Source organism: Bordetella holmesii, from assembly GCF_020735985.1.
GTDB classification, from domain to species: domain Bacteria; phylum Pseudomonadota; class Gammaproteobacteria; order Burkholderiales; family Burkholderiaceae_B; genus Bordetella; species Bordetella holmesii.
The window spans coordinates 3,032,098-3,057,413 of sequence record NZ_CP085973.1 but is presented as its reverse complement, the minus strand read 5'-3'; the positions used below and the strand labels follow the sequence as shown (position 1 = coordinate 3,057,413).

Sequence of the window (25,316 nt, the reverse complement as noted above, 5' to 3'; positions counted from 1 at the left end):
GTGCGGCTATTTGCTGCTTTGCAGGATCGCCATCGCCTGGCGCTCCATGAATTCGCCCAGCGTGTCGATGCCGCGCAGTTTGAGGATGGTATTGCGTACGGCGGCTTCCACCAGCACGGCCAGGTTGCGGCCGGCTGCAACCTGCAGCATCACTTTGCGCACCGGCAGGCCCAGCATGTCCTGCGTGATGTCCTGCAGTGGCAGACGTTCGAATTTATCCTGGGCGGTGGCACGCACCAGATGCACGATGAGCTTGAGCCGCATTTTGCGGCGCACCGAGGTTTCGCCAAAGATGCTGCGGATATCCAGCAGACCCAGGCCGCGGACTTCGAGCAGGTTTTGCAACAACTGCGGACAGTGCCCTTCGATCATATTGGGCGCGGTACGCGAAAACTCCACCGCGTCGTCGGCGACCAGGCCATGGCCGCGCGAGATCAATTCCAGCGCCAGTTCACTTTTGCCTAGGCCGGATTCGCCGGTAATGAGCACGCCCAGCCCCAGCACGTCGAGGAACACCCCGTGCACCGTCGTGGTGGGCGCGAGCTTTTTGCCGAGGTAGATCCGCAGCAGATCGATCAACTGGGCCGCCGCCACCGGCGTGGACAGCAGTGGCACTTGATGTTGATCGCATTGATCGATGAGATCCTGCGGCGCGGACAGGCCGTCGGCCAGCAGAATGGCCGGAACACCGCCGATGAGCAGCTCGTCCATGTGGTGCATGCGACGGCGCAGATCAAAGCGCGTGTAGTAGGCGAGCTCTTCTTGGCCGAAAACCTGGATGCGCGACGGGTGGATCAGATTGAGGTGGCCGACCAGATCGGCCGCAGCCATGCCGTCATCGGGTATGGCCCGATCGGCCGCGCCATGCCCGGCTATCCAGTTGAAGGGGATTTTGTCGGCGTTGTCGTCGACCAGTTCCTGGACGGTGAGCATGGGGTTCTGCGTCAGAGTTGCCCGGTGGTCAGCATGCGATGCACGATCGACGGGTCGGTTTCCGTGGCCAGCGCTTCGCGCAGGGCCTTGTTGGACATCAGTTGGGCCAGCTCGGCCAGAATGTCCAGATGCTGTTGTGTGGCGGTTTCCGGCACCAGCAGACAGAGCAGCATGGAGACGGGTTGACCATCGGGAGCATCAAACGGGATGGGCTGCGCCAGGCGGACGAAGGCGGCAACGGCTTGCTCCAAGCCCTTGACCCGACCGTGTGGCACCGCGACACCTTGTCCCAATGCCGTCGATCCGAGCCGTTCGCGAGCGAACAGACTGTCGAACACGACGGATCGAGCCAAACCATTGTGATTCTCGAAGAGAAGACCGGCCTGTTCGAATGCCCGCTTCTTGCTGGTGGCAAGCATATCGAGCACGACGTTGCCGGCGGGCAGAATGCGCGACAAGTGATTCATGCGAACCATTATAGAGTTTTATGACGCAGCGCAAAAAAAGCCAGAATTTGCACCGGGCAGGCAAGCATAGTCTGTGTAGGCGGTCGTGGGAAGCCTGATTCAGACATGGGGCAGTATAGGGGACGGGCTTTGATGCCGATGTCCCGTCAAAGCGGGCCTTGAGGGACATCGGATCCGAGGTGACCTATATCAGGTCTGGCTTGGATCAAGCAGGGTTTGAGTGCTTGCGAAGCGCGGGACTAGGGTTGCGACGCATTTATTGCGGCGCTTTGTCGCTTCACGGACTCGTTGGCGTGGCTCTGGACCTTATCCTTGTGCTTGATGACCTGACGATCCAGCTTGTCGACAAGCATGTCGATGGCCGCATACAGGTTTTCATCGACGGCTTCGCAATGAATATCCTTGCCGCTCAGATGCATCGTGATTTCGGCTTTATGCCGCAGGGGCTCCACTGAGAGCATGACCTGGGTGTCGATCACATGATCGAAATGCCGCAACACTCGCGCCAGTTTGTTCATGACGTATTCCCGGACGGCCGGGGTGACATCGAGGCGACGACCGCTAATGCTCAGGTTCATAGTGCGCTCTCCTTCCAGAAAAAGAGATGAGATAGACAATTGCGCGATTGCGCTTTGTGTAACGTCAGGCATCCTCCTTCTCGAAAAAGCGTTGTGAAAAACGCGAGCTCTTGTTGATTAGTGTATAGACTCTGCGTCCGATTTCAAGATGGTCTAGCCCACAAAACCGTATGGTTTTATGACTGTGGGACTAGGGATATTCCCGGGGTGCAGGCAGGGGAACTTTTTACCGGCGCCAGCGACGCAGCATCTGCCCCAACAGGGCTGGGGCCTGATCTTTGTGAAAGACCACGCCAAGCGGCGCCAGAGGGCTTTTCAGTTGCACGCTCAGTTGGGATAGCGAGCTGCCCAGAGGCATGCCGGGCGTGACGCTTTGCGGCATCAGAGCAACTGCATCGGGTTTGTTCAGAAACCGCGAGAAAATCGCCAGTGAAACCGTTGAAATCGGCACTCGCAGAGCATCGGGCAAGGCGGTCAGCACTTCGCGCTCGAAGATGTCACGCACGGCAAGGTGCGCCGTGGGAAACACCCAGCGCGAGTCTTTGAGCGCTTGCAGCGAAAGATCTGGCCGTCCGGCCAGTGTATGATGGATGCTGGCGATGACAACGGGCCGGTCCTCTTGCAGGGCCTTGAATACGAACGACGCCGGCAGCAAAGCGGGTTTGCGGCAAAACACCGCATCCACCCCGCCTTTGAACAACTGAGGCAGCAGCCGCTCGCCAGTGTCTTCATGCACGTCGATGTGCAAATCGGCATGCTTTTCGTAGAACTCGGACAGCAGCGGTGACAGCACCGACAGCGAAGCCGCTGGCGTCGTGCCGAGGCGCAGCGCGGCCCTGGCCCCGCGGCGGATCGCGGCCAGCGACTCCGCCGATTCCTCCAGCGCCGCGAGGATGCCGCGGGCCGTATCGACCAATGTGTGACCGGCCAGTGTCGGCCGCAGTCCCCGAGCGTGGCGGTCAAAGAGGCTGATGCCGAGGATGCGCTCCATTTCCGCCAGCGATTGGGTGGCGGCCGATTGACTCATATGCAGCAGCGCTGCGGCCTTGACCACCGAGCCGCTTTGCTGCAGCGCCACTAAAAGTTGCAATTGCCGCAGGCGCATGTGTTTCAGCAGCCGGGCAAACAGCACGGTGCCTTGCGCTTGAGCGGCAGGTTCGAGCAGTTCGTCGTCGGGTGGGCGGGCAGGGGTCGGCATGGGGCTCTGGCTATCGGAATTGCTTATACCTTGGCAAGATTTCCGCGATGTCGGCGTGCGTGGTTTTTTCTACATTTGTCATGGACTTTTGCTTGCGAGGTTTGCGCTTGCAAAGCCATGACAACTCCACTGATTCAAGGGCCCCCATGTTTGTCTCGATGTCTTCGCGTGTCCGTCGCCGTTCGCTCTCCCTTCTGGCCTGCACGGCCGCGGCGGCTATCGCCAGTGCCGGTTGGGGGAAGGCCCACGCCGAACAGGCATATCCTGTCAAACCCATCAAGCTCGTGGTGCCGTTTGCTCCGGGTGGGTCCACCGATATCGTCGTGCGTGTGGTCGCAGAGGGGATGAGAGGGCCGTTGGGACAATCGGTCATCGTGGAGAACAAGGCCGGCGCGGGCAGTCTGTTAGGCACCGAGAACATTGCTCAGGCTGCGCCCGATGGCTACACCATCGGGATGTCGACGGTCAGCACCGCAACGGTCAACCCCGGTCTGTTTACGCGTGCGGCCAAACTCGAAGGGAAACTGCAGCCGGTCGCCAAGCTGGTGAGCATGCCGTCGGTGTATATGACCAACCCCCAAATGGGCGCTACCGACTTCCAGACCTTCCTGGGCAAAACCAAGGAGCAACCTGGCCAGTACAGCGCTGCCGTGCCCGGCCTGGGTTCGTTGGGCCACTTGATGATGGCCGCGCTCAATGACGCGCTGAAGATCGACCTGGAGATCGTGCCCTATCGTGGTTCCGGCCCGGCGCTCAATGACGTGTTGGGAGGCACCGTGCAGGTCATGGCCGATCAACTGCCGTCTGCCATGCCGCACATCAAGGGTGGCAAGCTGGTGCCGTTCGCACTGGCTGCCGAAGAGCGCTCGGCGGATTTGCCGACGGTGCCCACGTTCAAAGAGTTGGGCTACCCCGAACTCAATGACCTTGGCATGAGCTGGTTTGGGCTGGTGGTGCCAGCCGGTACGCCGCAGCCCGTGGTCCGGCGACTGCAGGATGCGGCGCTGGAGTCTGTCCGCTCACCGGCGGTGCAGGAACGCCTGAAGTCGCTCGGCGCGGTGGCCGTCACCATGGATCAGGCGCAGTTTCCTGCGCAGATTGCCGCCGAACTGCAGCGCAACAAGGCGCTGCTGAACAAACTGAACGTCAAACCGGAGTGAGGACGCCCTGATGACCAAGGCAATTCAATCCCTGGCCCTGCTCGATGACTTTTTCGCGCGCGAGACGCCGCGCATGACCGGGCTGGCCGACAAGATCTGGTCGCTGGCGGAGTTGCGCTATGCAGAAACGGCATCGGCAGACCTGCACCGGCAGGCGCTGCAGGCTGCCGGTTTTCGCATCACATCCGAGGTGGCTGGCATCGCCACCGCCTTCATGGCCGAATGGGGCGACGAAGGGCCCGTGTTGGCCTTTCTGGGCGAGTATGACGCGCTGTCGGGCCTGAATCAGCAAAGCGGCGCTCTGGTCTGCACGCCCTCGGTGGACAGCCCGGGGATGGCCGGCCACGGTTGCGGCCATCATTTGCTGGGTACGTCGGCACACTTTGCCGCGCTGGCCGTGCAGGAGCATTTGCGCCGATCCGGCGCAAAAGCGCGCATCCGTTATTACGGGTGCCCCGCCGAAGAGGGGGGGGCGGGCAAGACCTTCATGGCGCGCGCCGGGGTGTTCGATGATGTGGACACGGCGCTGACCTGGCATCCGGGCAGCTTTACGGGCCTGTTCAGTCAGGCCACTCTGGCCAACATACAAGTGCGCTTTATCTTTCACGGGCGTGCCGCTCACGCGGGGCATTCACCGCATCTGGGGCGCAGTGCGCTGGATGCGGTCGAGTTGATGAATGTCGGCGTGAATTATCTGCGTGAGCATATGCCGACCGATGCCAGGGTGCATTACGCCATCACCGACGCTGGAGGCCTGTCACCCAATGTGGTGCAGGCGCGAGCCGAGGTGGTGTACCTGATCCGGGCCCGCAATAACAACGAGGCGGCCGATCTTTATCGCCGGGTCAGGAACATCGCGCGTGGCGCGGAACTGATGACCGAGTGCCGGCTCGAGGTCGTGTTTGAGAAGGCCTGCTCCAACCTGATGCAGAACCGCACGCTGAATCAAGTCATGTATGCGCAGATGCAGGCGCTGGGGCAGTTGAGCGTCGACGCGGAGCAGCGCCGGCTGGCGGGAGAGTTCCAGGCTACCCTCGATGCCTCGGATGTCGAGCAGGTCAGCCGTCCGCTGGCCAGCGTCTTGCGCGGCAAGGTGCCGTCGATCTTCGACGGCCTGGTGCCTTATGACCCGCTGGCCGACGAAACCCTGTTTGGTTCGACCGATGTGGCCGATGTGAGCTGGGTCACGCCCACCGCGCAGGCCTGGGTGGCATGCTATGCATTCGGCACACCGCTGCACTCCTGGCAGATGGTGTCGCAGGGGCAGTTGGGATTGGCGCATGCCGGGATGGTCCATGCGAGCAGGATTCTTGCCGCGACCGGGATCGCGCTGCTCGATGAACCCGAACTGATGGTGCAGGCACAGCAGGAATTGCTGGAGCGCCGTGGCGGCCAGCCATATGTGTGCCCGATTCCGGCTGACGTGCCGGTGCCGGGCCGCCGAGCTGGAGTGGCTGCAGTCTGATATCGGCTGCCGGCGGCAACCCCTGGCAGCCCTGACACGGCGCCAGGGGGGGGTTACATGCGGAAATGTTCGCCCAGATATACCCGGCGCACCGCCGGGTCGCCCACGATCTCGTCGGGGTGGCCATCCGTGAGCACTTTGCCTTCGCTGATGATGTAGGCGCGATCGCAGATCCCCAGCGTCTCGCGCACGTTGTGGTCGGTGATCAACACGCCGATGCCCCGGCTTTTCAGAAAGCGCACGATGCGCTGGATTTCGATCACGGCGATGGGATCCACGCCGGCAAAGGGTTCGTCCAGCAGAATGAAACGTGGGTTGGTAGCCAGGGCGCGGGCGATTTCCACGCGACGGCGTTCGCCGCCGGACAGCGAGATGGCCGTGTTGCTGCGGATATGGCCGATCTGAAGCTCTTCGAGCAGAGATTCGAGATTTTCGTTGATCTTGGCCGCCGTCAGCGTCTTGCCCTGAGCGTCGACCTGGAGTTCCAGCACCGCACGGATGTTCTGCTCGACCGTCAGGCGGCGGAACACCGAGGCGTCCTGGGGAAGATAGGACAGCCCCATGCGGGCGCGCTTGTGAATCGGCATGGAGGTGATCTCGTTGCCATCGATTTCGATGCGCCCGGCATCGGCCGGCACCAGCCCCACGATCATATAGAAGCTGGTGGTCTTGCCGGCGCCATTGGGGCCGAGCAAACCCACGACTTCGCCACTTTCGACGGAAAGCGAAACGTCCTGGACGACAGTGCGGCCGTTATAGGTCTTGCGCAGGCCGGTGGAGCGCAAATTGCCCTGTTGCAGAGTGGACAACGTGCTGGAGGTGGGAATGGAGGGCGTCATGGATCGAGAGCGGAGTCCTGTGTGCAACAAGGGCCGGTGCGGCCTTACTTCTTCGCGGGGGCCGGAGCCTTTTTGCTTGCGCGGCACTCGGCGATGGCGGCATCGGCCTTGGCGCGCGGGGGCGAGAAGGAGCGCACGCGCCCGCCGGGCGCCGACGAGTTGGGTCCGCCCTCGGCTTGGTAGGTGCCGGTCTTTTCGTTGTAACGCACACGGTCGCCGCGGATGGTGTCAAAGGGTTTGCCACAGATAAAACGCGTCACGACGGCCTGGCCGATCAAGTCGAACTGGCTTTTGGTGCCGTCGTACTCGGCACGCAGGCCCTCGCCTTCGATCACTTCGAAGTTCTCCGGACGCTCCTGGCGAATTCGCACCAGCTTGCCCTTGTTGGCCGTGGCGGTGCCGTACTGGTTGCCTTGCGCGTCCTCATGGACTTCGAGTTTGTCGGAGTTCAGCGTCATCAGGCCACGGGTCAGGGCCACGTTGCCGGTGAACACACTCTGGCGCTTGATGTCGTCGTAGTGCAGCGAGTCGGACAGGATCAGCGTGCTGGGATCCTCGGGCTGGGCGGCCTGCTGGGCCAGCGCGGGGGCACACAGGCCAGCGGCCAGCAGCAGCGAACCGATCAGGCGATGCGCGAAGAAGGTGTCGGTCATGGTTTGTTCTGGTTTGTGTTGGCGGGCGCGGGGGCCTGCTTGCGGCCTGCGCCGCCGGCTATTTCGACGTCAGTCGCGGAGTGCACCTCCAACTGCCGCGTCTTGTTGTTGTAACGCATTCCGGTGCCGTTCATGCGCGAATTGCCCTTGATGACCTGGGCGGGCAGGTCGGTGAGCACGATATCGTCGTCGGGCAGCAGGATGAGCTGCTGGCTGCGCACGTCCAGCCTGTCGTTGTTGGCGTCGGCATTGCGCAGCACATGGGCGTCGCCATTCATGACGATGCGTTTGCCGCCTTGCTCCATGATGGCCGTCTTGGACGTGCCGACCGTAATGGGGTTGCCGGGGCGCTGCCCGATGGCGCGAGGCGATGTCACATGGTAGGAGTCATCATCGGGGAAATGCTCGCCGTAGACGCCTTCCATGCGGTTGATGGGCTTGCCTTCGGGGTCTGTGCGCAGCATGACGAAATGATGCGACCAGGCGTCTTTTTCGTGGGTGATGCGGCGCGGCGGATCGATCGGGATGGCCCGCTGCGCATAATCGGCCGCCCACCAGGTGCCCACCACCAGGCAGGCCAGCAGAAAGAGAGCGATCAGCGCGGGGAAACGGTCTTTCATGGGTCTATTGAATGGCGCCGGGGCCGGTCAGGCCCACGGGCGAAGTCAGAAAAGCGGCCAGGCGGCCCTGGGCGGCCAACAGCAGATCGCAGCATTCGCGCACCGCACCACTGCCCCCCGGCAAGGCCGAAACCCAGTGAGCGGCCTGCGTCACGTAGGCGGGGGCATTGTGTACGCTGGCGGCAAAGCCGGCGCGGTGCATGGCGGGCAGGTCGATGATATCGTCCCCCATATAACCGGTCTGATCCAGTTGGACGCCCTGGCGCTGGGCAAGTTCAGTCAGGGCCGCGCCCTTGTCGCGTATGCCCTGCAACACCTCGGAGATCCCGAGTTCGGCGGCGCGCCGGTCGACCACGGGGCCCGAGCGGCCCGTGATCAGCGCGACCCGGATGCCGCTTTCCATCAGCAGCCGCAGGCCATGTCCGTCCAGGGCGTTGAAGCGCTTGAACATTTCACCATGCTCGCCGAAATACAGGCTGCCGTCGGTCAGTACGCCGTCGACGTCGAAGACCATCAGGCGCACGGCGGTGGCGCGCTCTCGGACCGGGGCCGGGATACGGGCAAGCACCAGAGCTTCGGCGGGGTGGGGGAGTCGGGAAGGCATCGTCATACCACTTTCGCAGCCATCAAATCGTGCATGTGAAGGGCACCTATGAGCACGCCGTCATCATTGATGACCAGCATCTGGCTCAGGCGTTTTTCGTCCATGATGCGTGCGGCTTCCACGGCCAGGGCATCGGGGTCGACATTGCGGGGATTGCGCGTCATGCCTTCGGCCACCGTCAGACCGCGCAGATCGCCCTTGCGTTCGATCAGGCGGCGCAGGTCGCCATCGGTAAAAATGCCGACGGGATGAAAATTATCGTCGACCACGGCCGTCATGCCCATGCCCTTGGCGGACATTTCTTCCAGCGCGCGGGACAAGGGTTCAGAGACGGTCACCGTGGGCAGCGCCTGACCCTGGCGCATGACATCGCGCACGTGAGTGAGCAGGCGGCGGCCCAGCGCACCGCCCGGGTGCGAGCGGGCGAAGTCGTCCGGCCCGAATCCGCGAGCCTCCAGACAGGCCACGGCCAAGGCGTCGCCCAGGGCCAGCGATGCCGTCGTGCTGGCGGTGGGAGCAAGATTGAGCGGGCAGGCTTCGTGCGCCACGCTGGCATCGAGATGGACGTCGGCCAGTTGGGCCAATTCGGAAGCCGGGTTACCCGTGATGGCGATGACCTCGGCGCCCAGGCGGCGGGTCACTGGCAGGATGGTCAGCAACTCCTGCCCCGAACCGGAATAGGAAAGCGCTACGAGCACGTCCTGGCCAGTCAGCATGCCCAGGTCGCCATGCGCGGCTTCGGCGGCATGCATGAAAAAGGCCGGCGTGCCGGTCGAAGCCAGTGTCGCGGCGATCTTGCGTGCGATATGACCCGTTTTGCCCAAGCCACTGACGACCACCCGGCCCTGGCAGGCCAGTAGCATGTCCACGGCGCGGGTGAGGCTGTCGTCCAGGCGCGCGGCCAGATCCAGGATGGCTTGAGCCTCGATGTGCAGACTGCGGCGTGCCGAGGCCTGGGCGTCGGCGGAAGTGGGGACACGGTTCGTCATGGGGGGATTTTAAACGACAGGCAGGCGCATTTGCCCGGGGGGGCCGCCCTATGGCATTCTGGCGGGCGGGTGACGCTTGGCCACCCGCTGTCTTTTTCTGCTCCAGGTCGCTCTCTCCATGTCCACCTTCCCCGCTCCGGTGCTCGGCACCCCTTTGTCCCCATCGGCCACCCGTGTCATGCTGCTCGGCTCCGGCGAGCTGGGCAAGGAAGTCATCATCGCCCTGCAACGCCTGGGCGTCGAAGTCATCGCCGTGGACCGCTACGCCGACGCGCCCGGCCATCAGGTCGCGCATCGGGCGCATGTCGTGTCCATGACGGATCCGGCTGCCCTGCGTGCGGTCATCGATGCCGAACGTCCGCACATCATCGTGCCCGAGATCGAGGCCATTGCCACGGACCTGTTGGTCGAGCTGGAGGCCGCGGGCGCGGTCCGTGTCACGCCGACGGCGCGCGCTGCCCGCCTGACCATGAACCGCGAAGGTATCCGCCGCCTGGCGGCCGAAACCCTGGGTCTGCCCACTTCGCCCTACCGGTTTGTCGACACGCTCGACGAATTGCGCGAGGCCATCGCGGCCATTGGCTACCCCTGCGTGATCAAGCCGGTCATGTCATCGTCGGGCAAGGGGCAATCGGTTATCCGCGACGAGGCCGGCGTCGACGCGGCCTGGCGCTACGCCCAGGAAGGCGGGCGCGTGGGCGGTGGCCGCGCGATCGTCGAGGGCTTTATCAATTTTGAGTACGAGATCACGCTGCTGACGGTGCGCGCGCGGCGTGCCGATGGTCAAATCGAAACCCAGTTCTGCCAGCCCATCGGGCACAAGCAGGTCGATGGTGATTACGTCGAGAGCTGGCAGCCTCACCCCATGTCGGCTCGGGCACTTGAGCGTGCGCAGGAGATCGCGCTGGGCGTGACGGGCGAGCTGGGCGGTCTGGGCATTTTCGGTGTCGAGCTTTTCGTGGCGGGCGACGAGGTATGGTTTTCCGAAGTCAGCCCGCGGCCGCATGACACGGGCATGGTCACTCTGGCGACCCAGGCCCAGAACGAATTCGAGCTGCACGCGCGTGCCTTGCTGGGGCTTCCGGTGAACACCACACTGCGTCAGCCTGGCGCCAGCAGCGTCATTTACGGCGGGCTGGATGATCGTGGCGTGACGTTCCATGGGGTGGCCGAGGCCCTGGCCGAACCGGGCACGGATGTGCGTCTGTTCGGGAAGCCCGAGGCCTTTACCAAGCGCCGCATGGGCGTGGGCCTGGCGGTGGCGGAGACGGTCGAGGCGGCACGTGAAAAGGCGCTCCGGGTGTCGGCGGCAGTGGCCGTCAAGGCAGGCTGAAGGAAAACATCCGATTCGGATCGCCGGGGGCATCGGGCACCTCGTCCCAAAAAGAGAATGCGTTTTTCTCTTCTTGGGGGGTGAAGTCCGGTGGTTGTCTCATTCTTGGCCCGGCCATGCCAGCGCGGGCTGGCCGGAGCACTGTTGTATGGCCTGCCGCTGGCCGTTGGAGCCGAGCCGGTCGCAGCGCAGGTGGCCGACCTGCCTGCCATTCAGGTCACCGAGTCGCGCAGCGGCGTGGCGACGCGTTCAGGCACCCGCACCGATACACCGCTGCGCGAGGTGCCCCAGACCCTGGACCTCGTGGATCCCGCCCAGGCCGAGGTCTATGGCGTGCGCACTCTGGGCCAGGCCCTGGAGGGGCTGCCCAATGTCAGCGACGCGCAGGACACCCGGTTCGATGCCTTGCGCATCCGGGGCTTTAGTTCGGGCAGCGACTTCTTTCTCGACGGTCTGCGCGATGACAGCCAGTATGTGCGCGATCTGCACAACGTCGAGCGGGTCGAGGTTTTGAAGGGGCCGGCCGCCGCGCTCTATGGGCGTGGCGCGCCCGGCGGGATCGTCAACCGCATCAGCAAAGTGCCTGAGCCAGGCCGCGCCAGCAGCGTGGCGCTGCAGGCGGGCAGCCATGACCTGCGCAGTGGCTATCTGGACGGATCGTTCGATGCAGGAACGTCCCTGAGTCTGCGGCTCAACGCCGGCGCGCAATCCTGGGGCAGTTTTCGCCGCCGTATCCGGGGCGAGCGGCAGCTGCTCGCACCGGCACTGGCCTGGCGCGTTTCGCCCACGCTGAATTGGTTGCTCCAATATGAGTACAGCCGCTACGACCGCGTGCCCGACCGGGGGATCCCCAGTGTTGGCGGCCGGCCGGCGGACGTGCCGCACCGCACCGTCTATGGCGATCCCGGGCGGGACAACATTGACGACCAGACCCGCAGCCTGCGTTCACGGCTGGGCTGGCGTCTGGCTCCGGGCTGGGAGCTGCGCCACACGCTGTCCTGGTTTGCCCTGCACAGCGATTTCGACAACACTTACCTGACCGGCCAGCGCGGGGGGCAGGTAAGCCGCCAGCGCTGGGCCCAGCAACTGCGTACGCGCAATGTGTACAACACGCTGGAGCTCGAAGGCCGGTTGGGCACAGGCCGCATCGCCCATACTCTGTTGGTGGGTCTGGAGACGGGAGCTCAGCAGCGGCAACCTCGACTCAGCCGGGCAATCGGCAATGTGCCCAGTCTGGATCTTTACGATCCGGATCTGTCGCAGCAGCATGGGGCCGGGTTGGCGTTGCGCAGCGACAATCATCATCGGGTGCGAAGCGCCGCGCTCTATGTTCAGGATCAGCTTGCGCTGGGCGAGAGCTGGCGCGTGCTGCTGGGAGGTCGCCTCGACCAATTCCGCGTGCACACCCGCGATCGCCTCCGCCAGCGGGCCGAGTCGCGCAGCAACCATAGTTTCAGCCCGCGCCTGGGCGTGGTCTGGACTCCTTTGGACGGACAGGCTTTTTACCTTTCGTACGGCAAGAGTTTTGCGCCCGCCGGCGGCGCCTTGATCGGCATTACGCCGGGCGCCGCGGAAAACACGTTGGCGCCGGAGTTCAGCCGTCAATACGAGGCGGGCATCAAGAGCGATTGGCTGGGCGGGCGGCTGGGCACCACTTTGGCGGTGTATCAGCTCGAGCTCTATAACCGCCGCACGCGCGACGCCGACGATCCCACGCGTATCGTGTTGCGCGGTCTGCAGCGCTCGCGCGGGGTGGAGCTCACCCTGTCGGGACGCCTGTCCGAGCACTGGCATGTGCGTGGCGGCCTGGGTCTGCAACAAGCCACGATCGTGCGAGATGGTTCCGGCTTGGCGGGCCGCCGTGTCAGCAATGTTGCACGCTACAACGGCAGTCTGTTTGTCGGTTACACCGCGGCGGCGGGATGGTTCGCCGAGACGGGGCTGACGCTGGTGGGGGCCCGTTATGCCGACAGCGCAAACCAGGTGACGTTGCCAGGCTACGCCCGCTGGGACGGTTCTCTGGGCTATCGCCATGCGCGTTGGGAGGCCCGGCTTGCCATACGAAACCTGGCCGATGTGCGTTATTTCCGCTCGGCCACCAGTGCCGGACAGATCCAGCCTGGCGAGCCGCGCAGCCTCGTGGCCACGATGGCCCTGCGCTTCTAATCCCTTTTCAATACCGCTATCCGCGGCCGGTTTGCTCCAGATCAAAGGAGCGGATCGGCCGCGTGTTTTTTTGTCATTCGGCGGCCCCACAATTGCGCCCGTGGGTAGTGACGGCTGCAACATCGGGAACAAGGGGCTTGCCTTTTGTTTGGCGCAATTCGATAATTTCGGCAATTATTGAAATTGAAGTAACAAAGGTTTTCAGTGGCATTGTCTCCGCAGATCGAGCGCTTTGTTCTCCATTTTGGCGAGATGGGTAGCCGCTGGGGGGTCAACCGTACGGTGGGGCAGATGTACGCCTTGCTGTTTCTGTCACCGCAGCCGCTCAATGCCGATGACATCGCCGAGGCGCTCGGGTTTTCGCGCTCGAGTGTGAGCATGGGCCTGAAAGAGTTGCAGTCCTGGAGGTTGGTCACGTTGATTCATCAGGTGGGCGACCGGCGGGAGTACTTCGAAACCCCTGAGGATGTCTGGGAGATCTTCCGCATCCTGATGGAGGAGAAGCGCAAACGTGAAATCGACCCCACCCTGACCCTGTTGCGGGACACGCTGCTGGCGGGTTCGGGTGACGGGGGTGAAAAGTATGCGCAACATCGCATGCACGAAATGCTGGAACTCATCGAACTGTCGACCGGCTGGTTTGATGAGGTGCAACACCTGCCGCCCGAGACCCTGCAGAACCTGATGCGGCTGGGGTCCAAGGTACAGAAGGTGTTGGATTTTGCCGGTAAGTTGCGGAGCCGGGATAAGAGCCTGCCCACTAGCATTCGGGAATAAATCTATGAACTTGCATACAAGGGCCGTATCATGGCTTGCGAGCGTGCCGGGAGGCCATGTCGGCTGTACCAGCCTCTCGCCCGTTCGGGAGCGTACTCATGATTGACCTCGACGTCGTCAACCTGTCGCGTTTTCAGTTCGCGGCTACCGCCCTCTACCACTTCATCTTCGTTCCCCTCACGCTGGGTCTGTCTTTCCTGATTGCCATCATGGAAAGCGTCTACGTGATGACCGGTCGCCAGATCTGGAAGCGGATGACCATGTTCTGGGGCACGCTGTTCGGCATCAACTTTGCGCTGGGCGTCGCTACCGGTGTGGTGATGGAGTTCCAGTTCGGCATGAACTGGTCGTACTACAGCCATTACGTGGGCGACATTTTCGGCGCGCCGCTTGCGCTCGAAGGCCTCATGGCGTTCTTCCTGGAAGCGACGTTCGTCGGCCTGTTCTTCTTCGGCTGGAACCGCATGTCCAAGGTGTCGCACCTGATCGTCACCTGGCTGGTGGCGCTGGGCACCAATCTGTCTGCGTTGTGGATTCTCATCGCTAACGGCTGGATGCAGAACCCCGTTGGTGCGGTGTTCAATCCCGACACCATGCGCATGGAAATGACCGACTTTGCCGCGGTGCTGTTCAACCCGGTGGGTCAAGCCAAATTTGTGCACACCGTCAGTGCCGGTTACGTCTGTGGTGCCATGTTCGTGATGGCTATCAGCGCCTGGTATCTGTTGCGCGGCCGGCACATCGATCTGGCCAAGCGCTCCATGGCCGTCGCCGCCAGCTTTGGTCTGGCCTCGGCGCTTTCGGTTGTGGTGCTGGGTGACGAAAGCGGCTACCTCACCACCGAACATCAGAAGATGAAGATCGCCGCGATCGAAGCCATGTGGCACACCGAGCCCGCTCCGGCCAGCTTCAACCTGATCGCGTGGCCCAACCAGGCCGAGCGCAAGAATGACTTCGCGATCTCCGTGCCTTATGTCATGGGTCTGATCGGCACGCGTTCGCTCACCACGCCACTGCTGGGTATTGACGATCTGGTGCGCCGCGCCGAATCTCGCATCCGTGAAGGTATGGTGGCTAACGCGGCGCTCGAACGTATCCGCGCCAATCCCAAGGATACGGAGGCCCGCCTGACATTTGACCGCACCTGGCAGGATCTCGGCTACGCGTTGCTGGTCAAACGTTATCAGCCTGACCTGAGCAAGGTGACCGACGCCGATATCCACGCTGCTGCGCTGGATACCATCCCGTCGGTGACGCCGCTGTTCTGGACGTTCCGCATCATGGTGGCGCTGGGCTTTTACTTCATCCTCTTTTTCGCCGTGTCCTTCTGGCTGTCCACGCGCGGCCGTCTCGACACCTACCCACGCCTGCTCAAGATCGCGTTCTGGAGCCTGCCATTGCCCTGGCTGGCGATCGAGTGCGGCTGGTTCGTGGCCGAGTATGGCCGCCAGCCCTGGGTGATCGAAGGTGTGCTGCCGACCTATTACGCCGCCTCGGGTCTGACCCTGGTGGATCTGGCAGTCAGCCTGACGGTATTCATCGTGCTCTACACGGTGCTGCTCATCATCGGCATCAAGGTTATGACGCATGCCATCAAGGCCGGCCCCAAACGCGACAAGCCACTTATTCCGACGAGCCGGGCGGGCAACCCTGTAAGCGCGGCCATTGACGCCTGAGCCGGAGAACGCATATGGATACCTTGATTCCCCTCGATCTGGCCACGCTGCGCGTGATCTGGTGGGTGCTGCTTGGCGCCTTGTTGATCGGTTTTGCCGTGATGGATGGCTTTGACCTCGGTGTGGCTGCTCTGCTGCCCGTGGTGGCCAAGAACGACGCGGAGCGTCGCGTCGTGATCAACGTTGTCGGCCCTGTCTGGGAAGGCAACCAGGTCTGGCTCATCACCGCCGGTGGCGCGATTTTCGCGGCCTGGCCTGTGCTGTACGCGGCGTCCTTCTCGGGCTTTTATCTGGCCATGCTGCTGCTGTTGCTGGCCCTGATCCTGCGGCCGGTGGCGTTCAAGTACCGCAGCAAGATGGAGACCCCGCGCTGGCGCAACAACTGGGATTATGTGCTGTGCTTTTCCGGTGTCGTGGCAGCGCTGGTGTTTGGCGTGGCCATGGGCAACGTGATTCTCGGGGTGCCGCAGAATTTCGACCCCATCACCTTGCGCCCGAGTTGGGAGGGGCATTTCTTCCAGCTCTTTACGCCCTTTGCTCTGTTGGCGGGCGTGATCAGTGTGCTGATGCTCGTCATGCATGGCGCCGTGCTCCTGGCGTGGCGGACCGAAGATCCGATCTCCGGCCGCGCACGGCGCATGGGGCAGATTACGGCCTTGCTGACGGCGGTGTTGTTCGTGGCGGCCGGTTTCTGGGTGGCCAAGCTCGACGGCCAGGTCATCACCAGCGTCATCGATCCGAACGGTCCGTCCAACCCCATGCTCAAGACGGTAGCCGTCGAACAAGGCGCCTGGCTGAACAACTTTGCCAAGTGGCCTCTGTTCTGGATCGGGCCGGCGCTGGGCGTGGCTGGCGCGCTGCTGACGATTGCTCTGCTGGCCATGCGTGCCAATGTGCTGTCCTTCATCGCCTCCTCGATTGCCATTGCCGGCATCATCCTGACGGTGGGCTTTGCGCTCTTTCCCTTCATCATGCCGTCCTCGGTGAACTCCGCCGCCGGTCTGACCATCTGGGATGCGTCGTCCAGCCACCTTACCCTGTGGATCATGGTCATCGCCGTGGTCATCTTCCTGCCCATCGTGACGCTCTACACCGCCTGGGTGTATCGCGTCATGCGCGGCAAGGTCACGCAGGAATCGGTCGGCGGCACGCCCAACTCTTACTGATCAAGGAGCCCGGTCATGTGGTATTTCTCGTGGATTCTCGGCCTGGGCCTGGCCTGCGCCTTTGCCATTCTCAATGCAATGTGGTTTGAACTGCGCGAGGGCCATGCCCACGATCCGTTCAGAAGGCCGGCCGACGAGTGAGCGGTCCGTCCGGAGTGGAGCACGATCCTTCGGCCGTGCTCCTGAAGCTGCCGCGCGAGCAGTCGCGCTGGTTGATGTCCCGAACGCGGCTGGCGGGCCGGGCCATCGGCCTGGCCGCCGCGGCGCCGCTTCTCGCGGGGGCGCTGCTGGTGGTGCAGGCGTGGTTGCTGGCGCATGTGCTGCATGAAGCCATCGTGGTCCAGGCCCCGCGCGCCGAGCTGATCACACCTATCCTTTCTATCGCGCTGCTCATTCTGTTGCGGGCCTGCCTGGGGTGGGTGGGCGAACGCGCCGGGGCCAGCGCGGCCGAGTCCATCAAGCGGCAGGTGCGTCAGGCGCTTTTCGCGCGGCTGCTGGCCAACGGCCCGCAGTGGTCGCGCGAGCGCGCTTCGGGCGAACTTGCCAGTGCCATGCTCGAGCAGGTCGAGGCCCTCGACGGATTTTTCGCCAAGTATCTGCCGGCCATGGGGGCGGCGGCCGTGTTGCCGGTCGCCTTTTCGGTGGCCGTGCTGCCTTTTGACATGGTCTCGGGTTTGCTGCTGCTGGTCACCGCGCCGCTGATTCCGCTGTTCATGGCTCTGGTGGGTTGGGGGGCGGAATCGGCCAGCCGCCGGCATTTGCAGGCATTTGGACGTTTATCGGGATTCTTTGCCGACCGTCTGCGTGGGCTGTCCACCCTCAAGCTGTTTGGCCGCGCGCAGGCCGAAGCGCAGACCGTGGTCGAAGCCAGTGAAGCCCTTCGACGGCGCACGCTATCGGTGTTGCGCATCGCCTTTCTGTCTTCCGCCGTACTTGAATTCTTCGCCGCGCTCGGCGTGGCAGGCGTTGCCGTCTACATTGGCCTGACCTATCTGGGCTATATCGACATCCGCTTTACCCCCCTGACGTTGCAGGCCGGATTTTTCTGCCTGCTCATGGCGCCTGAGGTCTATGCTCCATTGCGCCAGTTCGCGGCCCATTACCATGACCGCGGCACGGCGCGCGCGGCCGTGCATCAGTTGCACGCCGTGTTCGGCGACCTTGCCAGCGAGCCCGCCGTCCCGGCTACGCCACAGCCTGCGCAGACTTCGGCGGTTGCGGCCAGTCTCAGCGCGCGCCGGCTGACGCTGCGGATGCCCGGCCGCCCGCAAGCCGTGCTCGATGGCGTGAGCCTGGACCTGCACCCCGGCGAGCATGTCGCCCTCATGGGTGCCAGTGGCGCGGGGAAGTCCAGCCTGCTGCAGGCCGTCAGCCGCTTGGGCCTTGTGCCCGAAGGCGAGATTCTGCTGGATGGTCACGCGCTGGCGCACTGGGACGAAGCGGCCCTGCGTGAGCGCGTGGCCTTTATCGGTCAGCGGCCCTATCTGCATGCGGGGACCCTGGCTGACAACATTCGTCTGGCGCGGCCGGGCGCCGATGACGCCGCGGTGCAAGAAGCCGCGCGCCGCGCCTGCGTGCTGGAGTTTGCCCAGACCTGGCCAGAAGGTTTGCAGACCTGGCTGGACGGTCGCGGGCAAGGTCTGTCGGGCGGGCAGGCGCAGCGTGTAGCACTGGCGCGTCTGTTTCTGCGTGACCCTGCGCTCATCCTTCTGGACGAACCGACCGCGCATCTGGACGAGGCCACGCAGGAGCGAGTGCTGCATGAGATTCTGGCTTTTGCCCAGGGGCACACGCTGATCGTGGCGACTCACGCCAGCGCGGTGGTCCGGCGTTTGCCACGCTGCTGGCATCTGGCCAACGGTCATCTGGAGGCTCGCTGATCATGTGGGGCCTGCTGAAGAAGCTTTATGTGCGCCGGCGCGGTGGCCTGGCTGGGGCATTCTTTCTGGCCTTGCTGACCTTGGCCGCCGGGGTTGGCTTGCTCGGCGTATCGGGGTGGTTTCTGACCGGTGCCGCCCTGGCAGGCGCCGGTGCGATATTCAATCTCTTTGTGCCTTCGTCGCTGGTGCGAGGTCTGTCATTCATTCGCATCGCGTCACGCTATGCCGAACGCCTGGCCGGGCATGCGGCGACCTTGCGTTTGTTGTCCGATCTGCGCGGCTCGGTGTTCCGCTCGCTCCTGCGCCTGACGCCCAGGCAGCTGTCGCGCTACCGCGCCGGTGATCTGGTGGCGCGCCTGACGGGCGACGTTGACGCGCTGGATGCCGTCTTTCTCTTTGTCATCATGCCGGTGGCGACGGCCCTGGTGGGCGGAGCCATCTTCTGTCTGGTGCTGGGCTATCACCTGCCGGGGGCCGGCCTGGCGGTGGCGGGGGCGTTGCTGGTGGCCAGTGTGCTGGTGCCTTGGTGGCTCGGCCGGGTGGCGCGTCGCTCGGGTGAACAGGCTCAAGCCAGTGCGGCCGCCCTGCGTCACGCCGTGATCGAGACCGTCGAAGGCCATGTGGATATTGCCGCCCTGCATGTTCAGTCGCAGGCCTGCGAACACTTTGCCGTTTTCTGTGGCCAGTTGCAGCAGGCGCGAGGGGGACAAGCCCGGCTGGCCGCCTATGGGCTGTGGCTGGTTCAGGCGGCGGCGGGAGCCGCGGTGGTCGCCGTGTTGTGGTTTGGCCTGCCGGCCTTGGCTGCCGGTCAGGTCTCCGGCCCGCTGCTGGCAGGGTTGTTGTTGGCCACGCTGGGGATTTTCGAGGTGGCCGGACCCATCATGCGTGGTGTGTCACGCCTGGGCGCCGCGCGTGCTGCCGCGCGTCGTATCGGCGAGCTCACGCGCGCCGAACCTGACCTGCGCGACCCGGCCGAGCCGCAGGCCTTACCCGAGCATGGCGAACTGCGTGCTCAGGGATTGCGGTTTGCCTACCCTGGCCGCGAGCAAGCCGTTCTCGATGGGGTGGACCTGATGCTCGCACCCGGAGAGCGTATCGGCATCGTCGGGCCAAGCGGCAGTGGCAAGTCCACCTTGCTGCATCTGCTGTTACGGCTCGAAGATCCACAAGCCGGCGCGGTAACGCTCGGCGGCTGCGACTTGCGGCACGCCGCCCAGGCCGATATTCACCGGCGCATTGCGCTTCTGTCACAAGACTCCCCCGTCTTTCTGGGCAGTCTGCGCAGCAACCTATTGATAGGTGCGCCCGAGGCTGACGAGGCCGCGTTGTGGCAGGCGCTGGCGTCGGCGCGTCTGGCAGACTTCACCCGAGGGCTGCCCCAGGGCTTGGATACCTGGGTGGGCGAAGGCGGGGCGGGGCTGTCGGCCGGTCAGGCCAGGCGCCTGTGCCTGGCGCGGGTCTTGTTGTCGGCGGCCGATATCATTTTGCTGGATGAGCCGACTGCGGGGCTGGATCGTCCCAATGAAGAGGCCTTTCTGGGGGATCTGGCTCACGCCTGCGCATCCCGCGCCGTGGTGCTCGCCACGCATGCACGCCTGCCCGAAGGCGCAGTCCATCGTGTTCTCGCGCTGCAGGATGGACATTTGATCTGACGGTCCTGGCTTCGAGGGCCGGGCGCGGTTATAGTTCGCCTTGCTTTGAACCGGGAGTTTCCATTATGCAGACCGATTATGCCGAGGTCATACGGCGCACCATACGCAGCGTCTCTGATTGGCCTGCTCCCGGGGTCACCTTTCGTGACATCACGCCGGTGCTTCAGGATCCACGCACCTTCCGCGCCTTGATCGATCTGTTCGTCTACCGCTACATGCGTCAACGGCTGGATCTGGTGGCGGGCGTGGACGCGCGCGGCTTCATTCTAGGCAGCGTGCTGGCTTATGAGCTGAATCTGGGTTTCGTTCCGGTGCGCAAGAAAGGCAAGCTTCCCTACCGCACCGTCGCCGAGGAGTACACGCTCGAGTACGGCAACGCCACAGTCGAGATGCATACCGATGCGGTGCGCACCGGCCAGCGCGTGGTCCTGATTGACGACTTGATCGCGACGGGCGGGACGATGGTTGCGGCCATCAAGCTGCTGCAGCGACTGGGTGCCAATGTGGTAGAGGCCGCTGCGGTGATCGATCTGCCATATCTCAACGGCTCGCAACATATCGCCGGTACCGGCACGCCACTCTATACGGTCTGCCAGTTTTCGCAGACGGAGTAGCCGCTCAGGCGTCGGTGAGCCGCGGCTGGATAAAGTCCAGGAATGCCCGCGTCTTGGCGGGTATGCGCCGCGAGGGCAGCAAAGCGAACAGCGGCATGGGTGTCAGGCTCCATTGCGGCAACACCCGAACCAGGCCGCTTTGCGCGATCGCCCGCTCCATGGCGTCAAACACCAATAGCGGTGTGATGCCCATGCCCTGACTGGCAAGGCGGCCCAGCATGCCTACATTGTTGGCGGCCAGCCTGCCTGTGACCTGCACACGTTCGACTTTGTCGCCCGAATGCAGCACCCAATATGAGAACGCTTCATTCATGGCCGGGCGCAGGCATTCGTGATGCCCCAGGTCTGCGGGCACGCGCGGCTCGCCATGCTGCTCCAGGTATTGGGGCGACGCATAGAGTTGCTGCGTCATGAGCACGATCTGCTTGGCGATGAGACTGGAGTCCGGTTGCGGCCCGAAGCGCAGCACCAGATCGAACGGATTGCTGATGGGATCGATGGGCCGCATGCTCAGATCAAAATCGCATTCGATGTCCGGATACTGTTCGCGAAAATCGCGGATCACGATGGGCAGGAACAACTGCGCAAGACTGGTCGGCATCGAGATGCGCAGGCGGCCCTTGGGTTGGGCGGCCATGTCCTGAAGTTGTTCGTGTGCCACGCGTGCCTCTTCGACGATGTGGCGGCAGCGCTCGAAGTACACCGCTCCGGCTTCGGTGAGGTCGATGCGGCGTGTGCTGCGATTGAGCAGCTTCATACCGATATTGCGCTCCAGTTCACTGACGCGGCGCGACAGGGTGGACGTCGGGATACCCAAGCCCTCGGCCGCGTGGCTGAAGTTTTTGCGCTTGGCGACTTCGACAAACAAGGCGATGTCGTTGAGCTGGATGTCCATATGTCTTCCTGGGTAAGTCTGCGGGCGCACCAATGATACGTGCCTGATTATTGCGCATTTGGAAATCTGCTTTTCATATTCCCCTTTCGGCGAACTGAATGGGCAGATTTTTTGTTCTGTAATTGGCAGTGTTTTGACCTGTTTTGTGGACACTCTCTCACTGGTGGAAAAAAAGATCCTCAAATTAAGGGTTTCTACTAATCACTATCACAAGGATACTCCACCAGCCTGCCGCTGCGGCGGGTAATCCTGGTCGGGCGCGGCATCGCGCATCGGCAGGCGTGGGAGACGTATGGCTCGGGTCTGCGCACGGCATGGGCCGAATGCCGGATCGGATGCCGCGGTTGATGTCATGGCCTTCCATCAGCGTAAAGCTGCCATTTTTGCGAGGATTTTTGGTGACACGCGTGTGCGCGTGCGGACGCCGGCCGCGATCTGAGGTTCGAAGTGCTGCGTAATTACAACAGCCTGGGCGCCAGGGAAAGTAACTTTCCATGTGGCCGAATCCATCGGCGCTCATGCCGCCAGCCGGTGATTCCGCGGCTGAAAATGTTGGTGTCGGTCGATGTTCTCCTGGGGGAATGTCCAGGCGCGTCGATTCCAGCTATGGGTTCAAGTTGAGTTTTCGTTATTTATATTTCCATATATGGAAAGGTGTTCTCCGAAACAAGGGTTACTCCGTATCGTTACACGGCTGAAACTTTCATTGTGCGCGCCGCCCTGAGGCCCTGAAAAAGCGGAGGGGAAGACGCAAAAAGCGTAGCGCGCGCAAGCCTTTTCAAGTCCTTCCGCAATGGGAACTCATCATGAAAAAGACGCTATTGGCTGTGTCGTTGCTGGCCGGTTTCGCCGGCGCGGCGCAGGCGGCTGACTCGGTCACTTTGTACGGTTTGATCGACGCCGGTATCGGTTACGAGCAAGTTAAATTCAACGGCGACAAGCAGAGCCGTTTCGGCGCTGTTCAGGGCGTGAGCAGCGGTTCGCGCTTTGGTATGCGCGGTGTGGAAGACCTGGGTGACGGCCTGCGCGCCGTGTTCAACCTGGAAGCTGGCTTCGGCCCGTTGAACGGCAATTCGCAGCAAAACGGCCGCCTGTTCGGTCGTCAAGCTACCGTTGGCCTGGATAGCGACTACTGGGGTCGTCTGGAATTCGGCCGCCAACCAACATGGCATCCAAGTTCCTCGGTTCGATCGATCCGTTCTCGATCAGCTACAACACCGCTAACCTGGGTACCACGTTCAGCTCCGCGAACACGATGCGTCTGGACAACATGGTCCTGTATCAAACCCCGAGCATGAGCGGCTTCAAGTTCGGTATCGGCTACGCCTTCAACGCCGATGATACGCAAGACAGCAACGGCCGTAAGGGCTTCCAGACCAACGACAACAACCGCGTTCTGACGACTGGCCTTCAGTACCTGAATGGTCCGTTGAATGTGGCGGTGGTCTACGACCGTCTGAACCTGAGCAACAACACCACCGGCGGCAAGACGGCTGATTCGGTGCAGACCTACGCCATCGGCGCTTCGTACGATCTCGAAGTGGTCAAGCTGGCTGCTGCCTTCGGCCAGACCCGCGACGGCTGGTTCGTCGGCCAGGATATGGGCACGACCCCGACCGGCATGGAAAAATTCGACTCCTTCCGTGGTGCTGACGGCTTCCGCGCCAACTCGTACATGATCGGCGCCACCGTGCCCCTGGGTCGTCACGCCGTGTTCGGTTCCTGGCAGCGCGCCACCCCGAACAACGACAAGCTCACGGGCGATGACGCAACGTTCAACGTGTACAGCCTGGGTTACACCTATGACCTGAGCAAGCGTACGAACCTGTACGCCTACGCTTCGTACGGCGACAACTACGCCTTCCAACGTGACGCCAAGGATATGGCGTTCGCGGTCGGTATTCGTCACCGGTTCTAAGCGCTTTAGACGTCCGGCACCAAGTTGAAGGAATTTGCGGTACCTATCTCCGTAGACCGTGAGTGACACGAACCCGAAGTTTGCCGCCGGACGTCTCGAACGCAAAGAAGCAAGGCCTCCTGAAAGGGAGGCCTTTTTTCATGTCCGTCGCGCAAGCCGAGCCGGCGACGCTATAGAAACAGCTTGTAGGCCGGGTTCTCCGTTTCGTTCCAGTGAGGGTAGCCCAGCTCGGCGATGAAACTGCGGAATTGTTTCTTGTCGGTGGGCGGCACCTGGATGCCTATCAGGATGCGGCCGTAATCCGCGCCCTGATTGCGATAGTGGAACAGGCTGATGTTCCAGTCGGGGTTCATGGCATTGAGAAAGCGCATCAACGCCCCGGGGCGTTCCGGAAACTCAAACCGGTAGAGCAGCTCGTTCTTGGTTTGCGAGGAGCGTCCTCCGACCATATGGCGCAGGTGGGTCTTGGCCATTTCATCATGCGTCAGATCCAGCGTCGGAAAGCCGTGCTTGCGAAAATGCGCGGCGATCTTGTCCGGCTCGGCCGGTGAGCTGACCTGCAGACCTACGAAGACATGGGCTTGATCCGTGTCGGCTATGCGGTAATTGAATTCCGTGACGCTGCGATCGCCCACCAGCTCGCAGAAGCGGCGGAAGCTGCCGCGCTGCTCGGGCATGCTCACGGCGAAGACCGCCTCGCGCATCTCTCCCACCTCGGCGCGTTCGGAGACGAAGCGCAACCGGTCGAAGTTCATGTTGGCGCCGCTGGTGATGGCAATCAGCGTCTTGCCTTTTAGTTTGTGCTGGGCGGCATAGTGCTTGGCGCCGGCCAGCGCCAGGGCGCCTGCCGGTTCAAGCACGCTGCGCGTGTCCTGAAAGACATCCTTGATCGCCGCGCTGATGGCATCTGTATTGACGACGACAAAGTCGTCGACGTACTGCCGCGTGAGCTTGAATGTCTCGGCGCCGACCAGCTTGACGGCGGTGCCATCGGAAAACAGACCCACATCGCTCAACGTGACGCGGCGGCCGGCGCGCACGCTGCGCACCATGGCGTCGGAGTCTTCCGTCTGCACGCCGATGATCTTGATCTCCGGGCGCAACTGCTTGATATAGGCCGCGACGCCGGCAATCAGACCTCCGCCGCCGATGGCCACGAAGACCGCCTCGATGGGCCCGGGGTGCTGGCGCAGGATCTCCATGCCCACCGTTCCCTGGCCGGCAATGACGTCCGGATCATCGAAGGGGTGCACGAAGGTGAGCTTCTGGTCTTTTTCGAGCTTTTGCGAGTGCTGATAGGCGTCGGTAAAGCTCTCGCCCGCCAGGACGACTTCGCCGCCCAGGCGCCGCACGGCGTCGATCTTGACTTGCGGGCTGGTGGTCGGCATGACGATGACGGCGCGGCAGCCCAGACGGCGAGCCGCCAGCGCTACGCCCTGGGCGTGATTGCCGGCCGATGCGGCGATCACGCCACGGCTCAAAGATGCCTGCGGCAGATTTGCCATCTTGTTGTAGGCGCCGCGCAACTTGAAGCTGAACACGGGCTGGGTATCTTCACGCTTGAGCAGGACGGTGTTCGAAATTCGCTGCGACACCAGCGGTGCAGGCTCGAGCGGAGATTCGACAGCGACGTCGTAGACCTTGGAGGTCAGGATGCGTTTCAGATAGTCAGTGGACATGGAACAGCCAGTGGTAGTGCGTAAAAAAGTAGCGTCGGGCAGATTAACACAGGG

The 25,316-nt window shown here is 63.0% G+C and carries 22 protein-coding genes and 1 pseudogene; 12 read left to right on the top strand and 11 right to left on the bottom strand.

Annotation, left to right across the window (positions count from 1 at the left end; translation table 11 throughout):
• Positions 1-6: 6 nt before the first annotated feature.
• The 4 genes from hprK to LK440_RS14615 all read right to left on the bottom strand — a co-directional run bounded on the left by hprK (position 7) and on the right by LK440_RS14615 (position 3,176).
• Complete coding sequence (gene hprK, locus LK440_RS14630; RefSeq protein ID WP_005018135.1) at positions 7-933, bottom strand: HPr(Ser) kinase/phosphatase; 927 nt, start codon at positions 931-933, stop codon at positions 7-9.
• 11 nt (positions 934-944) lie between these two features.
• Positions 945-1,400, bottom strand: coding sequence for a PTS sugar transporter subunit IIA (locus LK440_RS14625; RefSeq protein ID WP_005018137.1), 456 nt, complete (start codon positions 1,398-1,400; stop codon positions 945-947).
• Positions 1,401-1,639: 239 nt separating this feature from the next.
• Positions 1,640-1,978: a ribosome hibernation-promoting factor, HPF/YfiA family gene (hpf, locus tag LK440_RS14620; protein WP_005018139.1), complete on the bottom strand. Its 339-nt coding sequence runs from the start codon at positions 1,976-1,978 to the stop codon at positions 1,640-1,642.
• 226 nt (positions 1,979-2,204) lie between these two features.
• A complete protein-coding gene (locus LK440_RS14615) occupies positions 2,205-3,176 on the bottom strand; it encodes a LysR family transcriptional regulator (protein ID WP_005018141.1) in 972 nt (323 codons plus the stop codon).
• A 146-nt stretch (positions 3,177-3,322) separates the two neighbouring features.
• Here LK440_RS14615 and LK440_RS14610 point away from each other — a divergent pair, with 146 nt between their 5' ends.
• Positions 3,323-4,336, top strand: coding sequence for a tripartite tricarboxylate transporter substrate-binding protein (locus LK440_RS14610; RefSeq protein ID WP_005018143.1), 1,014 nt, complete (start codon positions 3,323-3,325; stop codon positions 4,334-4,336).
• Positions 4,337-4,346: 10 nt separating this feature from the next.
• A complete protein-coding gene (locus LK440_RS14605) occupies positions 4,347-5,801 on the top strand; it encodes a M20 family metallopeptidase (RefSeq protein ID WP_017685475.1) in 1,455 nt (484 codons plus the stop codon).
• A gap of 53 nt (positions 5,802-5,854) precedes the next feature.
• Here the strand turns inward: LK440_RS14605 and lptB are convergent, their stop codons facing one another.
• Genes lptB through LK440_RS14580 form a run of 5 tightly spaced genes read right to left on the bottom strand, consistent with a single transcriptional unit; the run spans position 5,855 to position 9,506 of the window.
• Entirely contained in the window at positions 5,855-6,640 is a 786-nt protein-coding gene (lptB, locus tag LK440_RS14600) for an LPS export ABC transporter ATP-binding protein (protein ID WP_005018145.1), read from the bottom strand.
• Between the two features lie 44 nt (positions 6,641-6,684).
• The gene (gene lptA, locus LK440_RS14595; protein ID WP_005018148.1) at positions 6,685-7,293 is read right to left on the bottom strand and encodes a lipopolysaccharide transport periplasmic protein LptA; all 609 of its coding nucleotides are present in this window, start codon (positions 7,291-7,293) and stop codon (positions 6,685-6,687) included.
• Positions 7,290-7,913: an LPS export ABC transporter periplasmic protein LptC gene (lptC, locus tag LK440_RS14590; protein ID WP_005018150.1), complete on the bottom strand. Its 624-nt coding sequence runs from the start codon at positions 7,911-7,913 to the stop codon at positions 7,290-7,292. The genes lptA and lptC overlap by 4 nt, the downstream gene beginning before the upstream one ends.
• A gap of 4 nt (positions 7,914-7,917) precedes the next feature.
• Positions 7,918-8,523, bottom strand: coding sequence for a KdsC family phosphatase (locus LK440_RS14585; protein WP_005018153.1), 606 nt, complete (start codon positions 8,521-8,523; stop codon positions 7,918-7,920).
• Positions 8,520-9,506 (bottom strand): KpsF/GutQ family sugar-phosphate isomerase, encoded by a 987-nt coding sequence (locus tag LK440_RS14580; protein WP_005018155.1) that lies wholly within the window; start codon positions 9,504-9,506, stop codon positions 8,520-8,522. Before LK440_RS14580 ends, LK440_RS14585 begins: the two co-directional genes overlap by 4 nt.
• Positions 9,507-9,624: 118 nt before the next feature.
• Here LK440_RS14580 and purT point away from each other — a divergent pair, with 118 nt between their 5' ends.
• The 9 genes from purT (at position 9,625) to LK440_RS14535 (ending at position 20,770) form a co-directional block, all read left to right on the top strand.
• Complete coding sequence (purT, locus tag LK440_RS14575; protein WP_005018157.1) at positions 9,625-10,839, top strand: formate-dependent phosphoribosylglycinamide formyltransferase; 1,215 nt, start codon at positions 9,625-9,627, stop codon at positions 10,837-10,839.
• A 105-nt stretch (positions 10,840-10,944) separates the two neighbouring features.
• Positions 10,945-13,005 carry a TonB-dependent receptor gene (locus LK440_RS14570; RefSeq protein WP_227944738.1) on the top strand — a complete coding sequence of 687 codons (2,061 nt, stop codon included), beginning with the start codon at positions 10,945-10,947 and terminating at the stop codon, positions 13,003-13,005.
• Positions 13,006-13,209: 204 nt separating this feature from the next.
• A complete protein-coding gene (locus LK440_RS14565) occupies positions 13,210-13,782 on the top strand; it encodes a GbsR/MarR family transcriptional regulator (protein WP_017685473.1) in 573 nt (190 codons plus the stop codon).
• Between the two features lie 98 nt (positions 13,783-13,880).
• Positions 13,881-15,458, top strand: coding sequence for a cytochrome ubiquinol oxidase subunit I (locus LK440_RS14560; RefSeq protein WP_005018162.1), 1,578 nt, complete (start codon positions 13,881-13,883; stop codon positions 15,456-15,458).
• Between the two features lie 14 nt (positions 15,459-15,472).
• Positions 15,473-16,624 carry a cytochrome d ubiquinol oxidase subunit II gene (gene cydB / locus LK440_RS14555; RefSeq protein WP_005018163.1) on the top strand — a complete coding sequence of 384 codons (1,152 nt, stop codon included), beginning with the start codon at positions 15,473-15,475 and terminating at the stop codon, positions 16,622-16,624.
• 15 nt (positions 16,625-16,639) lie between these two features.
• A complete protein-coding gene (gene cydX, locus LK440_RS14550) occupies positions 16,640-16,765 on the top strand; it encodes a cytochrome bd-I oxidase subunit CydX (protein ID WP_005018165.1) in 126 nt (41 codons plus the stop codon).
• Positions 16,762-18,504, top strand: coding sequence for a thiol reductant ABC exporter subunit CydD (gene cydD, locus LK440_RS14545; RefSeq protein ID WP_005018166.1), 1,743 nt, complete (start codon positions 16,762-16,764; stop codon positions 18,502-18,504). Before cydX ends, cydD begins: the two co-directional genes overlap by 4 nt.
• The gene (gene cydC / locus LK440_RS14540) at positions 18,501-20,156 is read left to right on the top strand and encodes a thiol reductant ABC exporter subunit CydC (RefSeq protein ID WP_032826421.1); all 1,656 of its coding nucleotides are present in this window, start codon (positions 18,501-18,503) and stop codon (positions 20,154-20,156) included. The genes cydD and cydC overlap by 4 nt, the downstream gene beginning before the upstream one ends.
• A gap of 65 nt (positions 20,157-20,221) precedes the next feature.
• Positions 20,222-20,770 carry an adenine phosphoribosyltransferase gene (locus LK440_RS14535; RefSeq protein ID WP_005018178.1) on the top strand — a complete coding sequence of 183 codons (549 nt, stop codon included), beginning with the start codon at positions 20,222-20,224 and terminating at the stop codon, positions 20,768-20,770.
• Between the two features lie 4 nt (positions 20,771-20,774).
• Here LK440_RS14535 and LK440_RS14530 read toward each other — a convergent pair whose 3' ends face one another.
• On the bottom strand, positions 20,775-21,665 hold the full coding sequence (locus LK440_RS14530; RefSeq protein WP_005018181.1) for a LysR family transcriptional regulator: 891 nt from the start codon (positions 21,663-21,665) through the stop codon (positions 20,775-20,777).
• Between the two features lie 806 nt (positions 21,666-22,471).
• Here LK440_RS14530 and LK440_RS14525 point away from each other — a divergent pair.
• Positions 22,472-23,583, top strand: a pseudogene (locus LK440_RS14525) (porin).
• 170 nt (positions 23,584-23,753) lie between these two features.
• Here the strand turns inward: LK440_RS14525 and ilvA are convergent.
• Complete coding sequence (ilvA, locus tag LK440_RS14520; RefSeq protein ID WP_005018186.1) at positions 23,754-25,262, bottom strand: threonine ammonia-lyase, biosynthetic; 1,509 nt, start codon at positions 25,260-25,262, stop codon at positions 23,754-23,756.
• Positions 25,263-25,316: the final 54 nt, after the last annotated feature.